Below are 23999 nucleotides of genomic sequence, written 5' to 3'. Positions count from 1 at the left end.
GAGGGCAGGGGTGAGGGGCCACGCCGGGACAGTGTCACAACGGAGGAGGCTTTCAAGGATGAAACGCCAAAATGTCGAGCGGGCGCGTGGATTGCGTCGAAACCAGACCGATGCCGAACGCAAGCTCTGGTATTACCTGCGCAACCGGCGACTTTCGGGTCACAAATTCCGCCGCCAACAAGAAATCGATCAGTACATCGTTGACTTCGTGTGCGTCGACGCCATGCTGGTCATCGAGCTGGATGGCGGCCAGCACGCCGAGCAGCAGGAATACGACGGACGCCGCACCCGATATCTGCAAGCGAAGGGATACCGCGTGCTGCGTTTCTGGAACAATGAAGCATTGACGAAGATAGAAAGCGTGCTTGAGGTGATTTTGGAGGCTGTCGCAAGTCCGCCCCCTCACCCCAACCCTCTCCCCGCCGGGGAGAGGGAGCAGTTCGCGCCGGAGAGTGAAGAGTGACGACAACCATGCAGCCCAGCCTGACCCAGGTGTTCCGGTTCACCCGTGCCAGCTACGCCGATGGCGTGGCCGAGCTGGGCTATGCGTTCGATGATGGTCAGGAACTGGTCGAGACGGTCCGCTTTCCGCAGGCGCCTGCGCTGCCGGCGGAGCGGCGCGCGGCGTTCGATGCGGCGCTGAAGCTGCTGCACCTGGTGGCCGGGGTCAGCTATTACAAAGCCGGCGTGCCGCCGAAGATCGAGCTGGCCGATGGTCCGCTGGACGACGCCACCGCCGACCTGCTCGACGCGCTGTACCTGCACGGCCTGGCCGAGTTCGCCTATCGCAACGGGCTGGACCTGCGCGGGCGCATAAGTTTTCCGCGAAGCGCAACATCTCCATCTCCCCTGGGGGGAGATGGGCGGGGTGAGGGGGCGGATCTACCCAAAGCTCCATCACTCAACTTGCCCCGGCGCACCCTGGTGCCGATCGGCGGCGGCAAGGATTCGCTGGTCGCGGTGGAGGCGATCAAGTCCATCGGCGGCGAGGCGACCGCCGTGTGGGTCGGCAATTCGGCATTGATCGCGGCCTGCGCCGAGCGCACCGGCCTGCCCACGTTGAACATCCAGCGCGAACTGGCGCCGGGGCTGTTCGAGATGAACCGGCTGGGCGCGTGGAACGGACATATCCCGGTGACCGCGGTGAACTCGGCGATCCTCGCCGTCGCCGCGATCCTGTATGGCTACGACTCCATCGCCTTCGCCAACGAGCGCTCCGCCTCGGCCGCCACGCTGGAATACGACGGCCAGCAGGTGAACCACCAGTGGAGCAAGGGCTACGCCTTCGAGCAGCTGCTGGGCAGCTGGCTGCACACGCACGTGGCCAGCGATCTCGATTACTGCTCGCTGCTGCGGCCGTATTCGGAGCTGGCGATCACCCGCGCGTTCGCGAAGCTGACGCCGTACTTCGACGCGTTCTCCAGCTGCAACCGCAACTTCAGGTTGCTCGGCCCCAAGCCCGTCGACCGCTGGTGCGGGCAGTGCCCGAAGTGCCACTTCGTGTTCTTGGCGCTGGCGCCGTTCCTGCCCAAGCCGCGGCTGCTTTCCATCTTCGGCCGCAACCTGCTGGACGATGAAAACCAGGCCGCCGGGTTCGACGCGCTGCTGGAATACCAGGACCACAAGCCGTTCGAATGCGTGGGCGAGGGCGCCGAGGCGCGCGCCGCGATGTTCGCGCTGAGCCAGCGGCCGGAGTGGCAGGAAGATGCGCTGGTGACGCGCTTCCGCAGCGAGATCCTGCCGCAGCTGGATGGCTCGCAGCTGGCGCTGGAGCCGTGGCTGGAACCGTCGCCGGAGCATCGCGTGCCGGCACGCCTGCGGCCGGCGCTGAAGACGATCGGCTGATGCGTTTCGCCGATCTGCAAGACCAGCGCGTGGCGGTATGGGGTTTCGGCCGCGAAGGCCGTGCCGCGATCCACGCCCTGCGCCGGCGTTGTCCGCAGTTGTCGCTGGTGCTGTTTTGCAGCGCCGGCGAGGTCGACGCGGCGCGCGCTTTCGATGGCGCGCTCGAGGTGGTTGCCGGCGAACCGGACGCCGCGGCACTGGCGCAGTTCGACGTGGTGGTGAAGTCGCCCGGCGTGTCGGCATACAAGCCCGCGTTGCTCGCCGCGCAGGCGCAGGGCACGACGGTCACCTCGGGCACCGCGCTGTGGTTCGGCGAGAATCCCGACGCCCGCGTGATCGCCGTCACCGGCACCAAGGGCAAGAGCACCACCAGCGCGATGATCGCGCACCTGGCGCGGAGCTTGAGCGTGCGCACCGCGCTGGCCGGCAATATCGGCCTGCCGCTGCTGGAACTGCTCGACCAGCATGCGGAGTTGTGGGTGATCGAGTTGTCCAGCTTCCAGACCGGCGAAGCCGGGCCCGTGGAGCTGGGCGTGGTCACCAGCCTGTACGAAGAACACCTGGACTGGCACGGTTCGCGCGAGCGCTACGTGGCGGACAAATTGCGGCTGGCGGACGTGTCGCGCCAGCTGCTGGTGAACGCCTTGCAGCCAAACCTGCTGGCGCTCACCGGCACGCATCCGCAGCGCCTGCTGTTCGGCCAGGCGGAAGGCTGGCATGTTGCAGGCGAGGTCATCTGCCGCGGTACGCAGCAGGTTTTCCCGGTGGCGCAGCTGGCCGCGCCCGGCCTCCACAACGCCTTGAACGCCTGCGCCGCGCTGGCCGCGCTGGAGGCGATCGGCATGGACGCGCTGGCCGCCGCGCCGTCACTGGCAAGCTTCCGTCCGCTGCCGCATCGCCTGCAGCCGCTGGGCGAACACGATGGCTGGCACTGGGTCAACGACTCGATCAGCACCACGCCGCTGGCCACGCTGGCTGCGCTGGAAAGCCTGCACGATCGCACGGTGACCGTGCTGGTCGGCGGGCACGACCGCGGGCTGGACTGGACGCCGTTCGTCGAGGCGATGCGCAGCGCGCCGGCGCACGCGATCGTCTGCATGGGCAGCAACGGCGCGCGCATCGCCGAAGCCTTGCGCGCGGCAGGCGTCGCCTGCCCGCTGACCCTGGTCGACAACCTGGCCGCGGCGGTTGCCGGGGCCAGGACCTGCACTCCCGCTGCGGGCGTGATCCTGCTTTCGCCGGGAGCGCCCAGCTTCGATCAGTTCAAGGATTATGCGGAGCGTGGGCGGCGGTTCAGCGCGTTGGCCGGTTTCGACTCGGCCGGGATCGCCAGCATCGACGGGCTGGGTATCGAGGAAAGCCCGCGCAACTGAGTAGAAAAATCATCAGGGGCAATTTCTGAATTGCCTGGCCAGCAGCATGAAGCCCTGACGGACGTAATAGGCCATCGGATGTGCCGCGTCGTTCTGTTTCCACTTCTCCAGCGCCAGACGAAGCGTACCGATTGCCACCATCGCGACCAGCCGAAGTCCCTCCCGTCGTGCCGGTGATGGCCAGAGTTCGTACATGGCTTCCAGCATGATGTGTTCGATCTCGACGAAGACCGCTTCCTTGCGGGCGCGGAGGGCTTCGGTGGAGTGCATCAGGCGGTCGAAGACAATGGACTCCCTGGTCTCGTAACGTGAGGCGAGTTTGATCAGGCACCTTCGCGCTGCGTCGAGTGGCGTCTGGTCGGGCGACTCGGCGAGCATCGCGGGCCTCAGTGCTTCGCGAAAGCCGCTGTCGTGGGCGGCCAGCAGAATCGCTTCCTTGGACTTGAAGTAGTGGAAGAAGGTCCGGCGGGAAATGCCGGCAGCTTCGGCGATCACATCGACCGTGGTGGCTTCGTAGCCGTTCTTCACGAACAGCTTCAAACCTTTTTCGATGATGCGTCCGGCGGTCTCGTGCCGCTTGCGTTCGCGCAGCCCCTGCGGCGGGTCCGAAGCAGTTTCCATATCCATGTTCTCCACGTCATCTTGCATAGTTGCACTGTGTGCAATAATAATACTGCACTCGGTGCAATTTTGTAGCCCGGTTGGCGACATGCTTCAAGAGAATATTCGCCCCGTTTCCGGTGCTTCCTGCGTGATGGCGCTCTCCGGCAAGTCGTTGGCCCCAGGCAAGAGGAATGCTGTCTTGAACCATGATGTCGTGATTGCCGGCGCCGGCCCGGTCGGTCTGTTTCTTGCCTGTGAGTTGCGCCTGGCCGGCACGTCGGTTCTGGTGCTGGAACGTGCCGAGGATTCCCGCTCTCCCTTGAAGCAGTCGCCGTTCGGCATGCGTGGTCTTTGGGCACCCAGCACCGACGCGTTCTACCGTCGCGGGATGCTGGACGATATCCTGATGACGCAAGAGGCAAGCGTTGGTTTTGGCAGCGGCGCTTCGGCGATGGGGCGGGGCACCGAACGGCCGCGTCGCCCCGCCGGGCATTTCGCAGGCATCCAGTTCGACTACGACAACATCGACACCTCGAAGTGGCCGTATCGCCTGCCGGGTTCGCCCATAGCCAACGTAGCGTCCGACATGGAGCATATCGAAGGCGGCCTGGCTGCTCGCGCCGTTGCGATGGGGGTCGAGATTCGGCGCGGAATGGTCGTGGATGGCTTCGAGTCGTGCGAGGACGGAGTGATGGTTCGCGCCGGTGGCGAAACGTTTCATGCGCAATGGCTGGTCGGCTGCGATGGCGCCCGCAGCGCGGTGCGCAAGGCCGGCGGTTTCGAGTTTGTCGGCACCGATCCGGAGTTTACTGGCTATTCCGTCCAGGTCGAGGTCGCCGATCCCGAGCAGCTCCGTCCGGGCCGCAATTACACGGCGACCGGCATGTACGCACAGGGTCAACCCGGCGACATCGCAATGGTCGAGTTCGACGGCGGTGCCTTTCACCGCACCCGGCCGCTCACGCTGGAGCGAGTGCAGGCGGTTTTGCGCCGGATCGCTGGCGTGGACGTTACCCTGACTGCGTTCAAGGTGGGAACCACCTGGACCGATCGTGCCTGTCAGGCGACGACGTACCGGAAAGGTCGAGTGCTACTCGCTGGCGACGCTGCACACATCCATTCCCCTCTGGGCGGCCAGGGACTGAATCTGGGCTTTGGCGATGCGATGAATCTGGGCTGGAAACTCGGCGCCACCATCCGCGGCGACGCGTCGGACGCGTTGCTCGATAGCTATGAGAGTGAACGGCATCCAGTGGCCGCGAGGGTGCTCGACTGGTCGCGCGCCCAGGTCGCGTTGATGCGGCCGAGTCGCAACTCGCGCGCGCTCGAGGCGATCATGCGCGATGTCATCGATACGCGCGATGGCGCGACGTACTTCGCGGAGCGCGTGTGGGGTGTTTCCCTCCGTTACGAGCTTGGCAGCAGCCATCCGCTGGTCGGACGCAGTGCGCCGGATTTCGAGTTGGTCGACGGCAGAAAACTGGGCGAGATTCTCAGGAGCGGGAAGGGCCTGTTACTGGACTTCGAAGCGGGTGCGCCGCTGCGATCGCTGGCGAGCCGCTGGAACCGTCGGCTCACGTATGTTGCCAGCGATGTCAACGATCGGCTGGGTTTGAGCGCAGTGCTCGTACGTCCCGATGGTTTCGTCGCGTGGGTCGGTGGAGGCTGTTCCGATCACGACGAAATCCGTCAGGCCGCGTCGCGATGGTTTGGCGAACCCGAGGGCGTGTGCCAATCCACCTGACAGCATGCACTGATCTGACGGGAGACAGGCACGTGGCTCGCCCACGCGTCGTCGTTGCACGAAAAAGCCACCCTTTCGGCCGTCGCGAGCCCGATTCGGCTCGCAGGATGACTGCGCTTGTTCCGTTCGGATTCCTGTCTTGAACCTGCCGTGCTGGCCACGCGCCACAAAGGATGAGTCACCATGAAGTTTTGCATCGCCGCGCTTGGGTTGCTGGCGCTTTGCGCCAGCGTGCAGGCGAAGACACCGGTGTGGCAGCCTGCTGCCGGACACACGCAGGTTCCGATATGGCCGGGCGCGGCGCCGGACCTGCAGCCGGTGCCCGGGCCGGAAACGGCGAAGGTCAGCGAGAAGCTGCTGGCGGGCAAGCCGGCGACGGCGGTCACCAATGTCACGCAGCCCACCATGACGGTGTACGCGCCCACGGGGAAGAACACGGGCGCGGCGGTGATCGTGATTCCCGGCGGCGGCTTCCAGATCCTCGCCATCGACCTGGAGGGCACCGAGACCTGCGACTGGCTGACTTCGCGAGGCATCACCTGCGTGCTGCTGAAGTATCGCGTGCCGAGCCTGCCTTACGACTGGAAGTGCGATTGCCGTCCGCACAATTTCGCCTTGTCGGTGTCCTCGTTGCAGGACGTGCAGCGGACGATGCGGCTGGTGCGTTCGCAAGCCTCCGCACTGCACGTCGATCCGCACAGGATCGGCGTGCTGGGCTACTCGGCTGGCGGTTTCCTGGTGGCGGAAATCAGCACGAACTTCGATCGCCACCTGTATGCGCCGGTGGATGCGGCCGACCGGGAAAGCGCGCGACCGGATTTCGCCATGCCGATCTATCCCGGGCATCTGACCCGGGGTGACGGCAAGTTGAACCCGAACATTCCGGTTTCAGCCACGACGCCGCCGACGTTCCTGCTGCAGGCGGAAGACGATTACGTGGATGGGGTGGATCAGGCGCTGGTCTACTACACCGCGCTGGCGCAGGCGAAGGTGCCGGCGGAAATGCACCTGTATGCGCATGGTGGCCATGCCTTCGGCTTGCGTCCTACCGCGAACCCGATCACCGGCTGGTCGAAACTGGCCGAGGCGTGGCTGCACACGATCGGCATGGTGCAGGACTGAGCATGGGGGGACGCAGATGCCCGGCCCGAGTATGGGTGCAGGCGGATTCAGCGCGCGTAGCGTGCCGGCGCCTCGTTGAGGCTTGAACCGGTGTCGAGCCTGATGTGCTGGCGCAACCATGCGGCGAACTCGGCTTCAGGCAGGCTGCCTTCGGCGAGGGCGAGATACTGCGGATACAGCTCAAGGTCATCGGCAGCGAGGACGCCTCCGTTGAGCATGATGAAGGTTTCGCAAGCCACGGCCGCCGTGCGCTTGTTGCCGTCGACGAAGGGGTGATTGCGCGCCAGGCCGAAGGCAAGGCTGGCGGCCAGGTCGGCAAGATCGGGCGGTGGATCGCCATAGGCGTGCGCTTGTTGCGGGCGGGCCAGCGCCGAGTCCAGCAGGTGGTCGTCGCGTAAGCCGATGCCGCCGCCGTGTTCGGCCAACTGGCGTTCGTGAATCGCGATGGCGAGCGGTCGTTCGATCCAGATGATCATGTTCATCCGCCTATTGCGCCAGCTTGTGCAGCAAGGTGCGCCGCTTGCGCATCACTTCCTCGGCCACTTCCATCTGCCTGGCCAGGTTCGGATCGTAGGTGGTGAGGCGGATGCCGTCGGGGGTTTCCAGGGCGAACAGCTCGTCGCCTTTTTCCAGGCGCAGACGGGCCAGCAGTTCGCGCGGCAGGATGACGCCGGCGGAGTTGCCGATGGTGGTGATCTTGAGCTTCATGGTGGGCTCCACTGACTGTTATAACGCATGTTATACCGCCTGGGGTGGCTCATGCAATGCGGGTCCGAAGGCCGGTTATGCTCCGCTTTCCCTGGCCGCCAGGCCGTCAGCAGACAGGAGCCGGCATGACAGCGAAAGCCGCGGCAGATGACGCTTCCGCCAAGATCACCAAGCGGATCGAGGCGCTGGATGACTGGCGCGGCGAGATGCTCGCGCAGGTGCGCCAGCTGATCCGCGAGGCCGATCCGGAGATCACCGAAGAGTGGAAGTGGGCCAAGCCCACCTCGGGCGGAACGCCGGTGTGGTCGCACGCGGGCATCGTCTGTACCGGCGAGTCGTACAAGGACAAGGTGAAGCTCACCTTCGCCCGCGGCGCATCGGTCAGCGATCCGAAGAAGCTCTTCAATGCCAGCCTCGACGGCGGCACCCGGAGGGCCATCGACCTGCACGAGAACGCCAGCATTCCCGCCACCGCCTTCAGGCAGCTGATACGCGCCGCGGTGGCGCTCAACGTGGCCGCGCAGGCGGAGCGTGCGGCAAAGCGGAAGCAGGATTCGCGCCGAGGCAGGTGATGCCTGACGGGTTCGCTCCGGCGAGGTTTGCGATCAGGCCCCCGGCGGTGCGTCGCGCACGCAATTGCGGCCTGCGCGCTTGGCTTCGTATTGCGCCTCATCGGCCTTGCGCAGCAGGATTTCCACGTCGGCTTCCGATTCCAGGCGCCGACAGGCCACGCCGACGCTGATGGTGATCTGGCGCGTGGTCCTGGCTGCGTCGTGCGCCGCATGCCGCGCCACCTCGGTACGGATTTTCTCGGCCAGTTCGTGTGCGGCCGGCAATTCCGCGTCGGGCAACAGACAGGCGAACTCCTCGCCGCCGTAGCGGGCCAGCACGGCATCCGCCGGCAGGCATCGGCCGATGGTTTCGGCCACGCTGCGCAGCGCCTGGTCGCCGACCAGATGCCCGAAGCTGTCGTTGAAGTGCTTGAAGTGGTCCACATCGATGAAGATCATCGACGCCACCGCGCCACGCCGCTGGTCATGGATGGCTTGCAGGGATTCCATCAGCCAGCGACGGTTGAACACGCCGGTCAGCGCATCGCGACGGGACAGCTCCAGCAGTTGCCGGTTGGCGTCGTTCAAGGCCGTGGTGCGGGCATCGATGCGGCGCTCCAGCGCATGCTGTCGTCGGCGCAGCGCCAGCGTGCGCCAGGCCCACAAGGCACAGATCGCGATGATGCCCGCGGCAGCGAACAGCAGCCGCGCCCACAAGTGCTGCCACCAGTACGGCTCGACGGTGAGCGGCAACAGCAAAGGCTGGCTGAGGTTGCCGGCATGATCTCGGCCCTCGACATGCAGGACATAGTCGCCGGCCGGCAGCGCGCCGATCTCGCGGAAGTTGTCGGCAGTCCACGCCCCCGGCGCCTTGCTGAAGCCTTCGATCCAGGTGCGGAAGCGTGATTCGTCCTCGTGCTGCCAGGTCAGCAGGGCGAAATCCACGCGCAGCTCGTGGTGACCTGGTGGAATGGTGTAGCGGTCGCCGCTCATGGCCTGGTCGTCCAGCTTCACCTGGATCAGCTTGAGCGGCTTGGCGTCGTGGTCCGGTTTCTGCTCGTCCGGGTCGTGCACCATCAGCCCGCCCAGCGTGCCGGTCCAGAAGCGCCCATGCGTGTCGATGAATTGCGCGTTGGGATTGCATTCGTTGTTGACCATGCCATCGCGGACGGTGAACACCTGCGAACGGTAGCGACCCGCCTCCGGGCTGAGCACCTGCACGCCCGAATCGGTGCAGACATAGATGCGGCCACCGGCATCGGCCAGCGCGCCATCGGTGGTCAGGTCGGGCGATGGCGGCAGGTCGGCGGGCAGGGTGCGCGGCTTCAGTGGATCGCTGATGTCGACACGGATCACCCCGTGACGGGTGCTGCCCAGCCACAGGATCGGGCGCCCGCGGGCATCGGGAATCAGCTGCACGCCGAGCAGGTCGGTGCCGGGCAGGCCGATGTCGCGGCCCAGCAACGTCCATTGCTTTCCGTCGAATCGGGCCAGCCCCTGGTTGCTGGTGGCCCACAACCAGGCGTGGCCGTAGGCGGTGGTCTGCGCCAGCAGCTTCACCACCGACCAGGTACCGACGACACCGTCCGGACGGAAAGACGTCCAGACGCCGTCGCGCAGCCGATACACGCCGGCGGCGTCGGTGGCGAACCATTGCTCGACCGCGCCGTCGATGCGGCGACTGAGCATGTCGTTCAGGCGTTGCCCGGGCTGGCGTGGCCAGGGCGTGGCCACCGGTTCGAAGGTGGCATCGTCACGCACGCGCAGCAGGCGACCCGCGCCCGTGCCCAGCCAGACGGAAGCATGGCCTTCCGTGTCGTCGGCCCGCGCGATCATGTTCACGTCGGCATCGGCAAGTTGCCCGCCGGCCTTGCTGAAGTAGCGCCAGTGACCCCGCTCGTACAGGCCCAGGCCATCACCGTCCGAGCCGGCCCACAGGCGTTCGTTGCCTTGCGGGTCGTGGTCCACCAGCACGGCCAGTACGCCGGTCTGGTGGGCGCCCAGCAGCGAAACCGTCTTCCATTTGCCCTCGTCCACGGTGGCGCGCGCCACGCCGTCCTCGGTGGCGGCCCACAGCACGTCGGTGCCGTTGGGACTGCGCCAGGTGCTGACGCCACGCAGGGCATTCGACGGCAGGCCGTGGCGGCGGTCGAACACCTGCACCTTGTCGTGATAGATGCGGATCAGGCCATTGCGCGAAGACGCCCACAGCGCGTGCTCGCCATGGGCGACAGGCGTCTCGACCATGTTGTAGAGCACGTCGGTCGGCAGCTCGCCGGAATCCACGCTCCAGTGGCGCACGCCATGTTCGTCCAGTCGCCACAGGCCCGAGTTGTAGACGGAGACCCACAATGCGTCCTGCCCCTCGTGGCGGGTGGCCAGCAGGTAGGCCAGGCCGTTGCCGGCCCGGAAATCGGCCGCGCTGAAGCGTTGCCAGGGTCCTTCGTCCTCGCGATACCACAGGCCGCTGCTGCCCGAGCCGGCCCATAGCCGAGGGCGTCCGAAAAGGTCGCGGGTCTGCGCCAGCACCAGGAAGCCCGCGTGGGGCAGTTGGGCATTGCCCGGATCGGCCCGCCAGCGGCCGTGATCGCGATAGAACAGGCCGTCACTCGGGCTCACCGCCCATAGCCGCTTGCCGCCCGGGTGATCCGTCTCGACCAGCCGCCGCACGTGGCTGGTGGTCAGGCCGTCGGCGGCGCCCTCGACGTGCCAGTGCCTGCCGTCGTACCGGGCCAGGCCGAACGCGCTGCCGCAGGCCCACAGCGTGCCCGCGTCGTCGACGAACAACTGACTGATGTAACCGTGCAGGGCGGGGTCGTCCAGTGGATGCCAGCGCTTGCCGTCATACCAGGCCAGGCCATGCGGAGTGCCGACCCAGACCATGCCTTGCCGATCGGTCGCGAGGGTCACCGCGACGGGATCGGGCAGGCCGTCGCGCGTGGTGAAGGTCGTGAACGACGGTGCGCCGAGATCGAACAGGTCGAGTGGCTGGGTGGGCGCGGCCGTCGGGGCCGTTGCGGCCAGCGGCGCCGCCGGTGCGAACGCCACCGCCGCCGCCATGGCCAGGCGTACGAGCCACCCCGATCGAATCTCCATCAATTTCTTTCCAGACCTGCCCGCGACAAGAAAGCCGCCCCTCGGCGGCTCTTTCGCACAATAACATTGATGATTTGCCGGGCAGGGCCGATGCCCTGCGCGCATGTGGTCCGGTGCGAAGGCAGGCACATGCCTGGCCGCGCGCAACGCCGATGTTCCGTTCCCTTGCGCGGGCTGCACCTGCGTGCAGCCCGCGCAAGGGACAGGCCGGAAGCGCTGCTTACCAGATCTTGACCCGATCCTTCGGCGCCAGGTACAGCTTCTCGCCCGGCTTCACCTCGAAGGCGGGGTACCACGGGTCGAGGTTGCGCACGGTTTCGGCACGGAAGTCGCCGGGCGCGTGCACGTCGGTGGCCAGGCGCTGGCGCTGGGCCGCGTCGCGGATCTTGCCGCGCCAGGCCTGGCCGAAGGCGAGGAAGAAGCGCTGGTCGCCGGTGAGGCCATCGATCACCGGTGCCGGCTTGCCATTGAGCGACTTCTGGTAGGCGAGGTAGGCAATGGTCAGGCCGGAAACGTCGGCGATGTTTTCCCCCAGGGTCTGCTCGCCATCGACGTGCAGGCCGGGCAGCGGCTCGTACTGGTTGAACTGCTCGACCAGCTGCTGGCCGGCCGCCTTGAAGTGGGCCAGGTCTTCCGGCGTCCACCAGTTGGCCAGCTTGCCCTGGGCGTCGAATTCGGCGCCGAGGTTGTCGAAGCTGTGGCTGATCTCGTGGCCGATGATCGAGCCGATCGCGCCGTAATTTGCGGCGGCATCGGCCTTCGGGTCGAAGAACGGAGGCTGCAGGATCGCGGCGGGGAAGTTCAGCGCGTTCTGCAGCGGCAGGTTCACCGCGTTGACCGTCTGCGGGGTCATCCACCATTCGGCCTTGTCGACACTCTGGCCGAGCTTGGCGCGCTGGTGTTCGTACTCGAAGCGCTCGGCGCGCAGACGGTTGCCCAGCGCATCATCGGCGCGGATCTCGAGCGTGCCGTAGTCCCGCCAGGTTTCCGGGTAGCCCACGCCCACGCGCAAGGTGGCGAGTTTCGCCTGGGCTTTCGCCCGCGTGGCGGGTGTCATCCAGCTCAGCGTGTCGATGCGGTCATGGAACGCGGCGATCAGGTTCTTCACCAGCTGTTCGATTTCCGCCTTCGACGAGGCCGGGAAGTAGTGCTTCACGTACAACTGGCCCACGGCATCGCCCAGCTCGTTGCTGGTGGCGCCGACGGCGCGCTTCCAGCGCGGCTGCTGCACCGGCGTGCCCTGCAGGGTACGCACGAAGAAGTCGAAGCTGAGGTCGGCATACGCCTTGGGCAGCAGCCCGGCCGCGTGGTTGATGGTGTGGAAGCTCAGCAGGTCCTTCCACGCCTGCAGCGGCTCGCTGGCGGTGAGCGCGGACAGGCCGGTGATCGCGCCGGGCTGCCAGGCGTCGATCTGCGACTGGTTCTCGAGGCCGGCGGCCTTGAAGTAGGCGTTCCAGTCCAGCCCCGGCGCCTTGCTGGCGAAGTCGTCCCTGCGCCACAGGTTGTTGGCCTTGTGCACGTTCTCGCTGTCGAGCAGGCTGGCCTGTGCCTTGGCGATCTTCGTTTCCAGCGCGACGATGGCTTTTGCCCGGGCCTGCGCATCGGTGAAGCCGGCCTGCTGCAGCAAGGCGCCGACATAGCTCAGGTACTTGCCGCGGGCGGCGACCATGTGCGGATCATCGGACAGGTAATAGTCGCGGCTGGGCAGGGCGGTGCCGCCCTGCAACAGGTAGGCGACGTTGTGCGACGGATCCTCCAGCCCCTGGGTGACGAACAGGCCGAACAGGTTCTGCGTGTGGTAGTGGGTGGCGTTGAGCGGGTCGACGTCGGCGCGCAGGCGGCTGCCCAGCACGCGGGCCAGGTCCGCACGCGAGGCGATCGCGTCGACCTCGGCCAGCTCGGGCTTGATCGCGGACAAGCCGTGCTTCTCGATCGTCGCGGTGTCCATCCAGGCGGCGTAGTAGTCGGCGATCCTGCGCGCATCGCTGCCGGCGGCGGGGTGGCTGGCGCCCGCGTTGCGGATCAGTTCGGCGGTGTCCTTCTCGGATTGCTCGAACACCTTGAGGAAGCTGCCGGTGCTGGAGCGGTCGGCGGGAATCTTCGCGGTCTTCAGCCAGTCGCCATTGGCGTAACGGAAGAAGTCGTCACCCGGCTTCACGCCGTGGTCGATACCCTTCAGGTCGATCCCGATCGGGCGGGTGGCCGGCGCGGCCGCCCACGCCGGTGCGCTGCACAGGATCGCGGCACCGAGTATCCATCGCATGTGTTGCATGATCACGCCTCCACCGGGGAAAGTCCCACGATAGTGCGCCATCGACACGTTGTGTGCATGACCTGTGGGCTATGGCCCGGCGGGCCGGCGCGGCGTCATGCCGGCCCGTTGGCGGGTGGCGTCAGCGCAGGGTGTAGCCGGCCACGCGCCAGACCTTATCGCTGTCCAGGTGGAACGAGATCAGTTCGCGCACCGGCCGCGGCGCCTTGGCGAAGTGGGTGGCGTAGCTGACGTTGACGTACACGCCGGCCGGCACCTTGCCGCCCTTCGAGGCGGTGCGGGTGATCGCCTGCAGCCTGCGTTCGCCCGCTGCGCCGAGCTTGCTGCGATCGGAACTCACGCCGCTCACGAAATCGCTCTTGCTGGTGGACTGCTTCGCCACGCTGGAGGACTGGTCCCAGATATCGCCAAGCTGGTTCTGGTCGACCATCTGCGCGATGCGCAACGCGGCCTGTGCCATCTGCACGTTCTGCTTCTCCAGCAGGGCCTTCTGCTGTGGCGTCAGCGTGCTGGCCGCCTGGGTTTTGGCCGGGGTTGCCGGCGCCGGCGACTGTGCGAACGCGCCGGCCGCGGCGCCGAGCAGCAAGGCGGTCAGCAGGGTCTTCTTGAGCATGCGATGGTCTCCATGAGGCGGCAGGTCGGTGCCGCACAGCTTGCACTGTCCGGACGCGCGCGTCGACGCCCCGTCGGCCGGAAATCGGGGCGGGCGGGGCGTCTCCCTCAATGCGCTTCCACGACAGCACCCTGGGCGGCATGCGGCGGGGTGCGGCAGAACGGCACCAGCAGCAGCGCGGCGACGAACATCCACGCCATCAGCCGGAACACGTCGTCGAAGGCGAGCGTCAATGCCGTGCGCGACACCAGTCGGCCCAGCTCGCCCTGCGCCATCAGCAGGGCGTGGGAGGTATCGGCGGTGAGCTGGCCGATCCGCCCGGCCAGTTGCGCGACCACCTCGCCGACATGGCGGCCGCTTTCGCCCAGGCTCTCGCCGAAGCGCGCGACGTGGATGCGGCTCTGGTCCTGCAGCCAGGTGTTGACCACCGCGATGCCGATCGCGCCGCCGAGGTTGCGCATCAGGTTGAACAGACCCGAGGCGTAGCGCAGCTCGGCCGCGGCAAAACCGTTCAAGGCCATGTTCACGCTGGGCACGATGCACAGCATGATCGCGAAGCCGCGCAGCACTTGAGGCCAGAACAGCGCGGCGAAGCCCCATTCGGGCGTCATTGCGGAAAACATCCACAGGCTGGCGGCGAACAGCAGCAGGCCGGCGCTGATCGTCCAGCGCGCGTCGATGCGCTGCGACAGCCGCGCCGCCACCACCGTGCTGAGGATCTGCGCCAGGCCGGTGACGAATACCGTGGTGCCGATCTGCAGGCTGTTGTAGCCGCGCACGCGGCCCAGGAACACCGGCACCAGATAGGTCGCCGCGTACAGCCCGAAACCGATCACCAGGCTGAGCACGCAGGCCAGCACGAAGGTGGACTGGCGGAACGGCGACAGCCGCACGATCGGCCCGGACGAGCGCAGCGAGCGCTCGAGGAACAGCGCGAACCCCACCAGCGAAAACCATGCCGCAGTGGCGATCGCCGGGTCGCCCAGCCACTCGTGGCGCGGGCCTTCCTCCAGCACGTATTCGAGCCCGCCGAGGAACACCGCCATCGCAACCAGGTGCACGTAGTCGATCTGCTTCAGCATCGCCAGGTTCGGCCGGTCCACCCTCACCAGCAGCATCGACAGCACGGCGACGGCCACGCCCGGCACGATGTTGACGTAGAAGATCGAGCGCCAGCCGACCACCTCGGTAAGCCAGCCGCCCACGGTCGGCCCCAGCGTCGGCGCCAGCACCGAGACCATGCCGAGGATCGCCGGGATCAGCGCACGCTGCTTCCCGGTGAACAGCGCAAAACCGGTGGCGAACACGGTCGGCACCATCGCGCCGCCGACGAAGCCCTGGATCACCCGGAACACGGTCATCGACTGGATGTCCCAGGCCATTCCGCACAGCGCGCTGGCGAGCGTGAACAGCGCGGCCGACAGCGCGAACAGCCAGCGCGTCGACAACGCCTGCGCCAGGAAGGCGGAGAACGGGATCATCACCAGTTCCGCCATCAGGTAGCCGGTCTGCACCCAGCTGATCTCGTCCGGTCCGGCCGAGAGTCCGGCCTGGATCTCGTTGAGCGAGGCGGCCACGATCTGGATGTCGATCAGCGCCATGAACATGCCGAACGCCATGATCCCGAAGATCAGGAATTTGCGCGGCAGCGGCAGGTCGGCGGGGGCGACCGGGGTGGCTTGGGAGGTGGTGGCGAGGGCGTTCACGGGCAGCTCTTGCATCGGTGGGAAATCGTAGTATGATGATCATCATATTAAAAAGCGAGGCCGTCATGCGCTACGACACCGAACACAAGCAGAAGACCCGCGAGCTCGTGCTGGAGGCCGCGGCGCGCGCGATCCGCAGCGACGGCCCGGATCGCGTCGGCGTGGCCGGCGTGATGGCCGAGGCCGGACTGACCCACGGCGGCTTCTACGCCCATTTCAAGTCCAAGGACGAGCTGGTCGCCGCGGCGATCGGACAGATGTTCGAGCAGGCACGTGCGCGGCTGGAACACGAAACCGCCGATCGCGACCCGGCCGAAGGGCTGGCGGCCTACGTCGACTTCTACCTGTCGAAGAAGCATCGCGACGCGCGCGGCTTCGGCTGCCCGATGGCCGCGCTGGCCTCGGACGTGCCGCGGCTGTCCGGACCGGCACGCGAACAGTTCGCGCTCGGCGTGCAGCTGTCCACGGCAGGCCTGGCCGGCCAGCTGGCGCTGCTGGGTCATGCCGAACCCGAAGCCGGGGCGCGTTCGATGATTGCCGAGCTGATCGGCGCACTGTCGCTGGCGCGCATCGAGCAGGATGCGAAACGCTCCGACGCGATCCTCGCCGCCTCGCGTGCGCAGCTCAAGCAGCGCTTCGGCATGAAGGCATCGCAGCGATGAGCGCCGACGGTACTTCGGGCACACCCGCGACCGCCGCCGCGGCGCGCCCGCGCACACCATGGTCGCGCAAGCCGCTGCTGGTCGGGGCCGTGGCCCTGGCGATCGCGCTCGCCGGCGCCTGGTGGATCGCCGCGCCCAAGCGCAGCGTTTCCACCGACAACGCCTACCTGCAGGCCGACAGCTCGGTGGTCGCGCCCAAGGTGCGCGGGCTGGTTGCCGCGGTGCTGGTGCAACACGACCAGCGCGTGCATCGCGGCGATCCGCTGCTGCGCATCGACGCGGAGGAATTCGACGCCCGCGTGGCATCGGCCACGGCGAACCTGCAGAGCGCGCGGGCCTCGGTCGCTGCGGCGAAGGCCGCACTGATCGCGCTCGACGCGCAGGAACGCCTCGCGGGCTCGAACATGCGTGCGGCGCAGACTTCCATCCGCTCGTCCGATGCGCAGCAGAAGCAGGCCGAGGCCGACCGTCGACGCTACGACGCGCTGATCGCCAGTGGTGCGGTGTCGCGCAGCGCGGCCGAACAGTTCCGCACGGCGGCGATCACCGCCCAGGCCAATGCGGAACACAGCCGCGCCCAGTTTGCCGTCAGCCGCGATGCGGCGTCGGTGACGCATGCGAGCCGGCTCGCCCTGCAGGCCGGACTTGCCCAGGCCGAGGCCGGCGTCGCCACCGCGAAGGCCGCGCTCGAGCTGGCCCGGCAGGATCAGGCCAACACCTTGATCCGCGCACCGATCGACGGCGTGGTCGGCGACCGCCAGGTCGAACCGGGCGATTACGTGCAGCCGGGCTCGCGCCTGCTCACCGTGGTGCCGCTGGACGCGTTGTACGTGATCGCGAACTTCAAGGAAACCCAGACCGCGCGCATGGTGGTCGGCCAGGACGCCAGCGTGGAGGTCGACGCGCTGCCCGGTCAGACCCTGCACGGCCACGTCGAGAGTTTCGCGCCGGGTTCCGGTTCGCAGTTCTCGTTGCTGCCGTTCGAGCCGGGCACCGGCAACTTCACCAAGATCGTGCAGCGGGTGCCGGTACGCATCCGCTTCGATCCGGGCCAGGCTGCGCTGGCGCGGCTGCGGCCGGGCTTGTCCAGCACCGTCAGCGTGAAGCTGGACGGATCGCCCTCCATGCAGGCGGCGCGCTGAACAGGCGCAACACCGTCATCACCCGCAAGAAACGGATAGGTCGCGCGGGTCGCGGCCAGCAAAGTCCCACTCCCACTTCTCCGAGGTTCCGACTCATGAAAATCCAGAATAGTGTCGCTTTCGTCACGGGCGCCAATCGCGGGCTCGGGCTCGCCTACGCGCAGGCCTTGCTGGCCGCCGGCGCGCGCAAGGTCTACGCCGGCGCGCGCGATCCCTCGACCGTGCCATCGTTGGACGGCCTGGTGCCGGTGCGACTCGACGTCAACAACGCCGCCGACATCGCCGCGGCCGCCGCGCAGTGTGGCGACGTCGACCTGGTGATCAACAACGCCGGCGTCATCGGCGGCGACAGCCTGCTCGGAGACAACGGCGTGGACGCACTTCGCGCCGTGATGGAAACCAACCTCTACGGCGTGTTTGCGGTGAGCCGCGCGTTCGCGCCGGTGCTGGGCCGCAACGGCGGTGGCGCGCTGGTCAACATGCTGTCCGCGCTGAGCTGGGCCAGCCTGCCGGGCACCGGCGACTACTCCGTCTCCAAGGCCGCCGCGTGGGCGCTCACCAACGGCTTGCGCAACGAGCTGCGCGGGCAGGGCACCCAGGTCGTCGCGGTGCATGCGGGCTACATCGACACCGACATGGTGAAGACCGTCGAGGCGCCGAAGTCGAAGCCCGCCGACGTCGCGCAGGCGGTGCTGGCCGGCGTCGAGGCCGGTGCCTCGGAAGTGCTGGCGGACGACACCGCGCGCTACGTCAAGGCTGGCTTCGGCGCGACTCCGTCGCTGTATCTCGGCAGCGCCGGCTGATCATCTCTCGATGCGGTAGTTGAGGCTGGCGCGGCTGAATTCGGTGGCCTGCTGGGCCTCGAAGTTCCAGCGCCGGCTGAGCCGGTAACGCAGGGTGATCACTTCGCCGGGTTCGAACAAGCCCACGCCGTAGCTGAGATACAGCCGCGGCGACAGGTATTTGCCCACGGTGAACGCGGAGCTGCCGCCGAGCGCCTCGTTGCTGGACACGCCGATGTCGTCGACGCCCAGCTTCGAGCCGATGCTCTTGGCCAGCAGGTCGCCCGCGGCCGAGCCCAGCGCCTGGGCGGCGGCGCCGACCATGTCGCCCTCGCCACCCTTGACCTGCGACAGCGGCTTGCCGGTGACCAGGTAGGACAGCGCGTCGGACTGCTCCATCACCGGGTTGGAGAACACGGTGAGGATCGGCCGCTGTGCGGTGCCGGAGACCAGCAGGCCGACTTCCTGGCCTTCGTCGATGGTGGCGTTCGGGTTGAGCTTGCGCACCGCCCGGATGTTCAGGCCCGGGTTGTCGATCGGCGTGCTGGCGAACAGCAACTGGCCGTGCTGGATGGCGAGATCCTGGCCGTAGGCGCGATAGGTGCCGTTCACCGCGATCTGGCCCTGGCCGGTGGTGGCCCGGCCGGGGCGATCGATCACGGTGAGCACGCCGGTCACGGTGCCGTTCAGCCCCATGCCCACCACGTGGGTCCTGCGGCCGAGGTCGACCTTGACCACCGCGCTGAGCGGCAGTTTGCTGGCGGCCTCCTGCTGTTGCTTCTCGTCGACCACGACCACGTCGGGCGAGGTCTGGGTCGCGCCGGCGCCGGGCAATTTCTCCGCGTTGATGTCGGCGCTGTCGATGGCCAGCGAACCGCCGAGCTCGATGCCGCTGGCGTCCTGCTTCAGGGTGAGGTCGGGCGAAATCACGGCTTTGGCCGCGGGGATGTCGACCGCGGTGAACTGGCTGCCCTTGAGGCTCAACGAGGTTTGCGCCCCTTCGCCAAGTCCGGCGCTGCCGTTGATCGCCACGCTGCCCTTGCCCGACTTCACGCTGCCCCGGATCAGGAACTGGCGGGCGTCGCTGGTGCTGACCACGAGTTGGCCTTCGCTCAGCTTGAGTCCCGCCGACGGCAACTCCGCGGCAAGATCCACCACGCTGGCCTGGCCAATGACGGCCGGCTGCTTCAGCGTGCCGCCGAAGCGGAACTTCCCGCTGGCGCCGCCCTTGACCCTGGCCACTTCGCTGCTGAACAACTCGATGAAGGCGAGGTTGTTCAGGCGCAGGTCGAGCTGGCCACCCAGCGCCTGCTGCGCGCCAGTGATGGTGAGCTGGCCGTCCAGACGGCCACCGTCATCGAGTCCCGCGTGTGCCTCGATCCGTTGTCCGCCCGGCGCGAGTTCCGCGTCCAGCCGCAACTGGCTGTAATGCAGCAGAGGCTCGTCGGTGCGGTCGGTGTAGCTGATGGTGCCCTGCGCGGAATGGATCGACGCGTTGCCGCTGAGCGCACCCGCCGCGCTGCGCCGCAGCTTGCCGCTGCCTTCCAGGACGCCGTCGGCGCGCATCGGCAGGTCGGCATTGCCGGTGGCATTCAGCAGCAGGGCCAGCGGCAGCGCCTGCAGCCGGTAGCTGGCGTCGAGGTTGCCAGGCTTGTCCTGCTTCGCGGTCAGGCACAGCTGCGGATCGCCTGCGCTGAGGCACAGTTCGGACAGGCTCATCGCACCGTCGTTGTAGGCCAGCTGCGACGGCTGCAGCAGCCGCCATGGCGGCATGCCCTGCGGTGCCAGGTCCAGCGTGGACAAGGTGCCCTTCCATTGCGGACCTTTCAGCGAACCGCGCAGGTCGAGCCGGCCCGACAGCTGGCTGCCGCGGGCGTCCAGTTGCAGGCGATGATCGGGCTGGCTGCCCTCGGCCAGCAGGTGCACCTGCTCGAACAGCAGGCCCTGCAGGTAGACGTTGCGGGTCTGCAGGTCGATCTTGCCCGCGGGATGGCTGATGTCGGGCACGCCCACGATCAGTTGCAAGCTGTCGGCCTTCTGCTGCTGCCATGACAAGGCCTGCCCGTGCAGCTGGCCGTTGATGCTCAAGCCTGGTGGCCTGCCGGCAATGGTGAAATGGCCGTCCAGACGTCCGCCGGCATCCGGCAGCCAGTCGCCCAGCGAGGCGACTGCCAGATCCAGCGCGACGTCGTTGCTGTTGCCGGGCTTGCCGACCAGGTGGATGTTGCTGCGGCCCGAGGCCAGCTCCAGCTGGCCGTCCACCACCTCGTCCGGTGACAGATGCAGCTTGCCGCTGCCGTTGACGCTGCGCTCGCGCAACCTGCCGCCCAGCCGGCGGATCTCCAGCGTGGCGTCCGGGCCGTTCGGCGGCAGGCTGCCGTGGCTGGCGATGTCGAAATCCAGCGCGCCGTTCCAGCCGGCAAACAGTTGGCCCGGGTCGAGCTGGTCGGCGCTGGCTTCGGCCTGCCAGGCCAGCACCGGCTGCAGGGTAAGCATGCCGTTCGCCTGCAGGCCGCCACTGGCCTGCTTCAACGCCAGCGTGTGCAGGTTGATCCGTTGTGGTGTGCCGTCGAGGTCGAGCGTGAGCGCCGCCAGCTTGCCGGGCGGGCCGATGCGCACGTCGCCGCTGGCGCGGTAGCTGTCGACGCTGCCGCTGGCCTTGAGTTCGCCCTGGCTGGCCAGCTCCTGGCCGACCAGGTCGGCGGGCAGTTGTAGCTCGTTCCAGCGGATGTCCAGCTCGGCGCTGAGCGGCTTGGCGGCCAGCTGCACGTTGCCGCTGGCTTCCAGCTTGCCCTTGATCTGCGGCGAGCCCAGCGTGAGCTGCTGCAGGGTGAGCACCTGGAAATCGCGGCTGAGCGACGCCCGCAGCGGCTGCAGCAGGAGCTGGTAATCGTTGAGCTCCAGCCGGCCATCGAGCGTGCCGCTGTAGCGATCGCCATGGCCTTGCAGCGCGAGCGCCACGGTCTTCAGCGGGCTTTCGCCCAGCACGGGTTGCGGATCGAAGCGCGGCGCGTCGAGCTTGCCCGTCCAGGCGTAGTCGCCACCCTGGGTCAGCGCCAGTTGCAACCGCAGCGGCGTCGGCGCGGTGAGCCTGAAATCCAGCGTGGCCTGTTTGCCGTCGCTGTGCACGTCGAGGCTGCCGGCGTATTCGACGGTGCCGACCTTCCAGGCGAAGGCCGCCTTGCCGTTGCCGTGGTAGGGCGTTCCCAGCACCAGCAGGCCATCCAGGTTGACGTGTCCATCGGGCGCCTGCAGCGCCAGCTGACGCACCTCGATGCCCTGGTTGCTCCAGCGGCCGGCAAGGTCGAGCCGGTCCGAGGCGAACACCGGCTTGCCGGCCTGGCTCACCTTGACGCTGCCCACGTGCGCGCGATCGAAGATGATCTCCAACGGCGGCTGCAGCGAAAAGCTGCCGCTGCTCTTGGCCTTGTCGGCGGCAGGCGCGGGCAGGCTCACCTCGACGCCATCGGCGTCCAGCGCCAGCACGTGGACGCGCTTGGCCAGCAGCGGCCACAGGCGTAGATCCAGATGCGCCTTCGCCAGCGAAACCACGGTGCCCTTGCCGTCGTCATAACGCACGCCGGCGAGATCGAGCGGGCCGCTAAGTCGACCCGTGGCCTGGCGCACCTGCAGCGCGCCGTCGGTGGCGCTTTGTGCCCGCGCCAGCGCGAAGCGCAGGCCCGCGCCGGTGCCGAGCAGCCACCACAGCGTCGCCGCCACGACCAGCAGCAGCGCGGCGAAGGCGATGGCGATGCGCTTGAACCACTTCATGAATACGATGCCTTCCGTTTCCTTCGGTTATTGCGTTTTTTACTTCTTGCGATGCCACCTTCTACCCAAAGTTGCAAAAGGGCAGTCCTGCCCTTTTGCAACTCGCCGGGTCCGTTGCACGAACCCGGCTCCGCCGCATCGACCACGGCGTGGTCGATGCGCGTGCGATCCATCCCTGGATCGCCTGTGAGCGGCCGCCTGTGCCAGCCACTCACAAATCCGGTCCGATCACCAGATGCAGCTGGATGCCGTGGGCGCGGTCGTCGTGGATCGGCGTGCCCAGATCGACACGGATCATGCCCACCGGCGAGCGCCAGCGCAGGCCCAGGCCGGCGCCGATCTTCGGGCGGTAGTCGGTGCCGCGGAACGCGTTGCCGGCGTCGATGAAGGCGGCCATGCCCCAGTTGCGGGTGAAGTAATGCTCGACCTCGGTGCTGGCGACCAGCAGGCTGGTGCCGCCGATCACGCGGTCGTCGCTGTTGCGCGGGCCGATCGACTGGTAGCCGTAACCGCGCACCGAACGGTCGCCGCCGGCGAAGAAGCGCAGCTGCGGCGGCAGCGCGGAAAAGTCGTCGGTGTGGGTGATGCCGAAGCTGCCCCGCAGGATCAGCCGGTTGCGGGATTTCGCGCCGAATGCGCGGATCCACTTCGCGTCGGCGGTGAACTGGCTGAAGCTGGCGTCGGACAGCAGGTCGCCGGCGGTGCTGCGCACGGCCATGCCGAGCAGCCAGCCGCGGCGCACGAAATCGGGGTTGTCGGCCTGCTTGCGGGTCAGCGAGGCCTCGCCGAATACCAGGGTGCTGCGGCCGTGCTCGATACCGGGCGTGTTGTCCGGCTCGCTGCCGCGCTTGCCCACGGTGAAGGTGCCGGCCAGCGCATGCACGCCCAGGGTGCGGGTCCAGCCATGCCACTGGCGGGTCTCGTTGCCCACCAGCTCCAGCGTGCGCGACTGCGAGGTGGCGGTGTTGGCGTCGCGGAAGTTGGCGCCGACGTTGTAGCTGCGCTGGTTGTCGCCGGGCATCGGGATCGAGTACAGCGTGGACAGCGTCTTCAGCTTCTGCGCCAGCACCAGCTCGTTCTTCCACTTGTGGCCGCGTCGGTTGACCCAGCGCCGCTCGAGGCCGCCGCGCACGCCGAAGCCGGTGTCGGTGCCGATGAACGGGCCGCCGGTGTAGATCGAGCGCTTCGCCGGCGCCAGCTGCACGGTGACGTCGACCACGCCGTCCTTCGCCTCGTCGATGTCCGGCAGCACGTTGACCACCGCGAAGTAGTCAGCGCCGTTCAGCGCCTGCTGCAAGGCCAGCAACTGGTCCTGGGCGAAGTAGTCGCCGGACTTGAACGGCACGTAGCGGTCGAGGAAACCGTCGTTGAACTGCGAACCCTCGAAGTGCACCCGGCCGTAGCGGAAGCGCGGGCCCGCATCCCATGCCAGCTTGATCGCCGCGCTGTGGTTGGCGCGGGTCACCTCGACGCGATGGGTGACCAGGCGCGCGTCGAGGAAGCCGTTGGCGGTGAGCTGGGCGCTCAGCGCGTCGCGCGCGCGTTCGTAGGCGCCGTGGTCGAGGGTCTGGCCCTTGAGCCGTTCGATCGCGCGGCGGGCCCGGCGCAGCGGGGCGAGCTTCGACGCGGATTCGTCCAGTTGCAGCTCGACGTCGGTGACCTTCACCGGTTCGCCCGGCTTCACATGCAGGATCACGTGCCAGTCCTGGCCGACCTGCTGCAGTTCGTCAGTGACGGTGGCGTCGTAATAGCCGTAGGGTTGCAACGCCGCCCTGACCTGGTCGGGTGCGCGTTCGACCAGGCGCCGGACCTGGGCGTCGCTCACCTCGCGTTTCGCGTATTGCGACAGCTCGACGCCGGAAATCGCCGCGGCCTTCAGCGGGTCCGCCACGCCATCCACCGTCAACTGCACGCCGGCGTGGCTTGGTGTCGCCAACAGCAGCAGCGGCAGCAGCAGACTCAGGCGTCGTGGGGATCGGCGCATGCGTGGGGTTCCGTCCTCGATGGCG

Annotated in this window: 18 protein-coding genes; 9 read left to right on the top strand and 9 right to left on the bottom strand. The window is 67.7% G+C overall.

Annotated features, from left to right (window positions below; genetic code table 11):
* Positions 1-58 precede the first annotated feature (58 nt).
* Genes ASD55_RS15035 through murD form a run of 3 tightly spaced genes read left to right on the top strand, consistent with a single transcriptional unit; the run spans position 59 to position 3218 of the window.
* Positions 59-463 carry an endonuclease domain-containing protein gene (locus ASD55_RS15035; RefSeq protein ID WP_056767343.1) on the top strand — a complete coding sequence of 135 codons (405 nt, stop codon included), beginning with the start codon at positions 59-61 and terminating at the stop codon, positions 461-463.
* Positions 460-1845 (top strand): UDP-N-acetyl-alpha-D-muramoyl-L-alanyl-L-glutamate epimerase, encoded by a 1386-nt coding sequence (gene murL / locus ASD55_RS15030; protein WP_157599026.1) that lies wholly within the window; start codon positions 460-462, stop codon positions 1843-1845. The genes ASD55_RS15035 and murL overlap by 4 nt, the downstream gene beginning before the upstream one ends.
* Positions 1845-3218, top strand: coding sequence for a UDP-N-acetylmuramoyl-L-alanine--D-glutamate ligase (gene murD, locus ASD55_RS15025; RefSeq protein WP_056767337.1), 1374 nt, complete (start codon positions 1845-1847; stop codon positions 3216-3218). The genes murL and murD overlap by 1 nt, the downstream gene beginning before the upstream one ends.
* A gap of 12 nt (positions 3219-3230) precedes the next feature.
* On the opposite strand, the gene ASD55_RS15020 is transcribed toward murD, so the two are convergent.
* Positions 3231-3845 carry a TetR/AcrR family transcriptional regulator gene (locus ASD55_RS15020; protein WP_200946204.1) on the bottom strand — a complete coding sequence of 205 codons (615 nt, stop codon included), beginning with the start codon at positions 3843-3845 and terminating at the stop codon, positions 3231-3233.
* Positions 3846-3927: 82 nt separating this feature from the next.
* On the opposite strand from ASD55_RS15020, the gene ASD55_RS15015 reads away from it, so the two are divergent.
* Both ASD55_RS15015 and ASD55_RS15010 read left to right on the top strand, forming a co-directional pair.
* The gene (locus ASD55_RS15015; protein ID WP_235577841.1) at positions 3928-5565 is read left to right on the top strand and encodes an FAD-dependent monooxygenase; all 1638 of its coding nucleotides are present in this window, start codon (positions 3928-3930) and stop codon (positions 5563-5565) included.
* A gap of 183 nt (positions 5566-5748) precedes the next feature.
* Entirely contained in the window at positions 5749-6687 is a 939-nt protein-coding gene (locus ASD55_RS15010) for an alpha/beta hydrolase (RefSeq protein WP_056767331.1), read from the top strand.
* Positions 6688-6734: 47 nt separating this feature from the next.
* On the opposite strand, the gene ASD55_RS15005 is transcribed toward ASD55_RS15010, so the two are convergent.
* Positions 6735-7163, bottom strand: a complete 429-nt coding sequence (locus tag ASD55_RS15005) for a type II toxin-antitoxin system death-on-curing family toxin (protein WP_056767400.1) — start codon at positions 7161-7163, stop codon at positions 6735-6737.
* A gap of 10 nt (positions 7164-7173) precedes the next feature.
* Entirely contained in the window at positions 7174-7395 is a 222-nt protein-coding gene (locus ASD55_RS15000) for an AbrB/MazE/SpoVT family DNA-binding domain-containing protein (RefSeq protein WP_056716134.1), read from the bottom strand.
* Between the two features lie 125 nt (positions 7396-7520).
* Here ASD55_RS15000 and ASD55_RS14995 point away from each other — a divergent pair, with 125 nt between their 5' ends.
* On the top strand, positions 7521-7967 hold the full coding sequence (locus ASD55_RS14995; RefSeq protein WP_056767328.1) for a DUF1801 domain-containing protein: 447 nt from the start codon (positions 7521-7523) through the stop codon (positions 7965-7967).
* 33 nt (positions 7968-8000) lie between these two features.
* Here the strand turns inward: ASD55_RS14995 and ASD55_RS14990 are convergent, their stop codons facing one another.
* From ASD55_RS14990 to ASD55_RS14975, 4 genes are all read right to left on the bottom strand, one after another.
* Entirely contained in the window at positions 8001-11042 is a 3042-nt protein-coding gene (locus ASD55_RS14990) for a diguanylate cyclase (protein ID WP_056767326.1), read from the bottom strand.
* A 220-nt stretch (positions 11043-11262) separates the two neighbouring features.
* Positions 11263-13314, bottom strand: a complete 2052-nt coding sequence (locus ASD55_RS14985) for a M13 family metallopeptidase (protein WP_056767397.1) — start codon at positions 13312-13314, stop codon at positions 11263-11265.
* A 121-nt stretch (positions 13315-13435) separates the two neighbouring features.
* Positions 13436-13927 (bottom strand): DUF4019 domain-containing protein, encoded by a 492-nt coding sequence (locus ASD55_RS14980; protein ID WP_056716148.1) that lies wholly within the window; start codon positions 13925-13927, stop codon positions 13436-13438.
* Between the two features lie 107 nt (positions 13928-14034).
* Entirely contained in the window at positions 14035-15633 is a 1599-nt protein-coding gene (locus ASD55_RS14975; RefSeq protein ID WP_235577840.1) for a DHA2 family efflux MFS transporter permease subunit, read from the bottom strand.
* Between the two features lie 65 nt (positions 15634-15698).
* Between ASD55_RS14975 and ASD55_RS14970 the strand changes: the two genes are divergently transcribed.
* The 3 genes from ASD55_RS14970 (at position 15699) to ASD55_RS14960 (ending at position 18240) form a co-directional block, all read left to right on the top strand.
* Positions 15699-16295 carry a TetR/AcrR family transcriptional regulator gene (locus tag ASD55_RS14970; RefSeq protein WP_056767395.1) on the top strand — a complete coding sequence of 199 codons (597 nt, stop codon included), beginning with the start codon at positions 15699-15701 and terminating at the stop codon, positions 16293-16295.
* Positions 16292-17437, top strand: a complete 1146-nt coding sequence (locus tag ASD55_RS14965; protein ID WP_082542808.1) for an HlyD family secretion protein — start codon at positions 16292-16294, stop codon at positions 17435-17437. The genes ASD55_RS14970 and ASD55_RS14965 overlap by 4 nt, the downstream gene beginning before the upstream one ends.
* A gap of 95 nt (positions 17438-17532) precedes the next feature.
* Positions 17533-18240, top strand: coding sequence for an SDR family oxidoreductase (locus ASD55_RS14960; RefSeq protein WP_056767318.1), 708 nt, complete (start codon positions 17533-17535; stop codon positions 18238-18240).
* On the opposite strand, the gene ASD55_RS14955 is transcribed toward ASD55_RS14960, so the two are convergent.
* A complete protein-coding gene (locus tag ASD55_RS14955) occupies positions 18241-21990 on the bottom strand; it encodes a translocation/assembly module TamB domain-containing protein (protein WP_056767315.1) in 3750 nt (1249 codons plus the stop codon).
* Between the two features lie 211 nt (positions 21991-22201).
* A complete protein-coding gene (locus tag ASD55_RS14950; protein ID WP_056767312.1) occupies positions 22202-23974 on the bottom strand; it encodes an autotransporter assembly complex family protein in 1773 nt (590 codons plus the stop codon).
* Positions 23975-23999 lie beyond the last annotated feature (25 nt).

It is taken from the genome of Rhodanobacter sp. Root561, assembly GCF_001427365.1.
Taxonomy (GTDB): Bacteria; Pseudomonadota; Gammaproteobacteria; order Xanthomonadales; family Rhodanobacteraceae; genus Rhodanobacter.
This window is presented reverse-complemented; position numbering and strand designations above follow the sequence as displayed.

Bases quoted from the DNA above. Each gene is read 5' to 3' on its own strand.
- ASD55_RS15020 (WP_200946204.1), bottom strand. From the start codon at position 3,845: ATGGATATGGAAACTGCTTCGGACCCGCCGCAGGGGCTGCGCGAACGC.
- ASD55_RS15000 (WP_056716134.1), bottom strand. From the start codon at position 7,395: ATGAAGCTCAAGATCACCACCATCGGCAACTCCGCCGGCGTCATCCTG.
- ASD55_RS14985 (WP_056767397.1), bottom strand. From the start codon at position 13,314: ATGCAACACATGCGATGGATACTCGGTGCCGCGATCCTGTGCAGCGCA.
- ASD55_RS14995 (WP_056767328.1), top strand. From the start codon at position 7,521: ATGACAGCGAAAGCCGCGGCAGATGACGCTTCCGCCAAGATCACCAAG.
- ASD55_RS14965 (WP_082542808.1), top strand. From the start codon at position 16,292: ATGAGCGCCGACGGTACTTCGGGCACACCCGCGACCGCCGCCGCGGCG.
- ASD55_RS14960 (WP_056767318.1), top strand. From the start codon at position 17,533: ATGAAAATCCAGAATAGTGTCGCTTTCGTCACGGGCGCCAATCGCGGG.
- ASD55_RS14970 (WP_056767395.1), top strand. From the start codon at position 15,699: ATGCGCTACGACACCGAACACAAGCAGAAGACCCGCGAGCTCGTGCTG.
- ASD55_RS14955 (WP_056767315.1), bottom strand. From the start codon at position 21,990: ATGAAGTGGTTCAAGCGCATCGCCATCGCCTTCGCCGCGCTGCTGCTG.
- ASD55_RS15005 (WP_056767400.1), bottom strand. From the start codon at position 7,163: ATGATCATCTGGATCGAACGACCGCTCGCCATCGCGATTCACGAACGC.
- ASD55_RS14950 (WP_056767312.1), bottom strand. From the start codon at position 23,974: ATGCGCCGATCCCCACGACGCCTGAGTCTGCTGCTGCCGCTGCTGCTG.
- murD (WP_056767337.1), top strand. From the start codon at position 1,845: ATGCGTTTCGCCGATCTGCAAGACCAGCGCGTGGCGGTATGGGGTTTC.
- ASD55_RS14980 (WP_056716148.1), bottom strand. From the start codon at position 13,927: ATGCTCAAGAAGACCCTGCTGACCGCCTTGCTGCTCGGCGCCGCGGCC.
- ASD55_RS15035 (WP_056767343.1), top strand. From the start codon at position 59: ATGAAACGCCAAAATGTCGAGCGGGCGCGTGGATTGCGTCGAAACCAG.
- ASD55_RS15015 (WP_235577841.1), top strand. From the start codon at position 3,928: ATGCTTCAAGAGAATATTCGCCCCGTTTCCGGTGCTTCCTGCGTGATG.
- ASD55_RS14990 (WP_056767326.1), bottom strand. From the start codon at position 11,042: ATGGAGATTCGATCGGGGTGGCTCGTACGCCTGGCCATGGCGGCGGCG.
- ASD55_RS15010 (WP_056767331.1), top strand. From the start codon at position 5,749: ATGAAGTTTTGCATCGCCGCGCTTGGGTTGCTGGCGCTTTGCGCCAGC.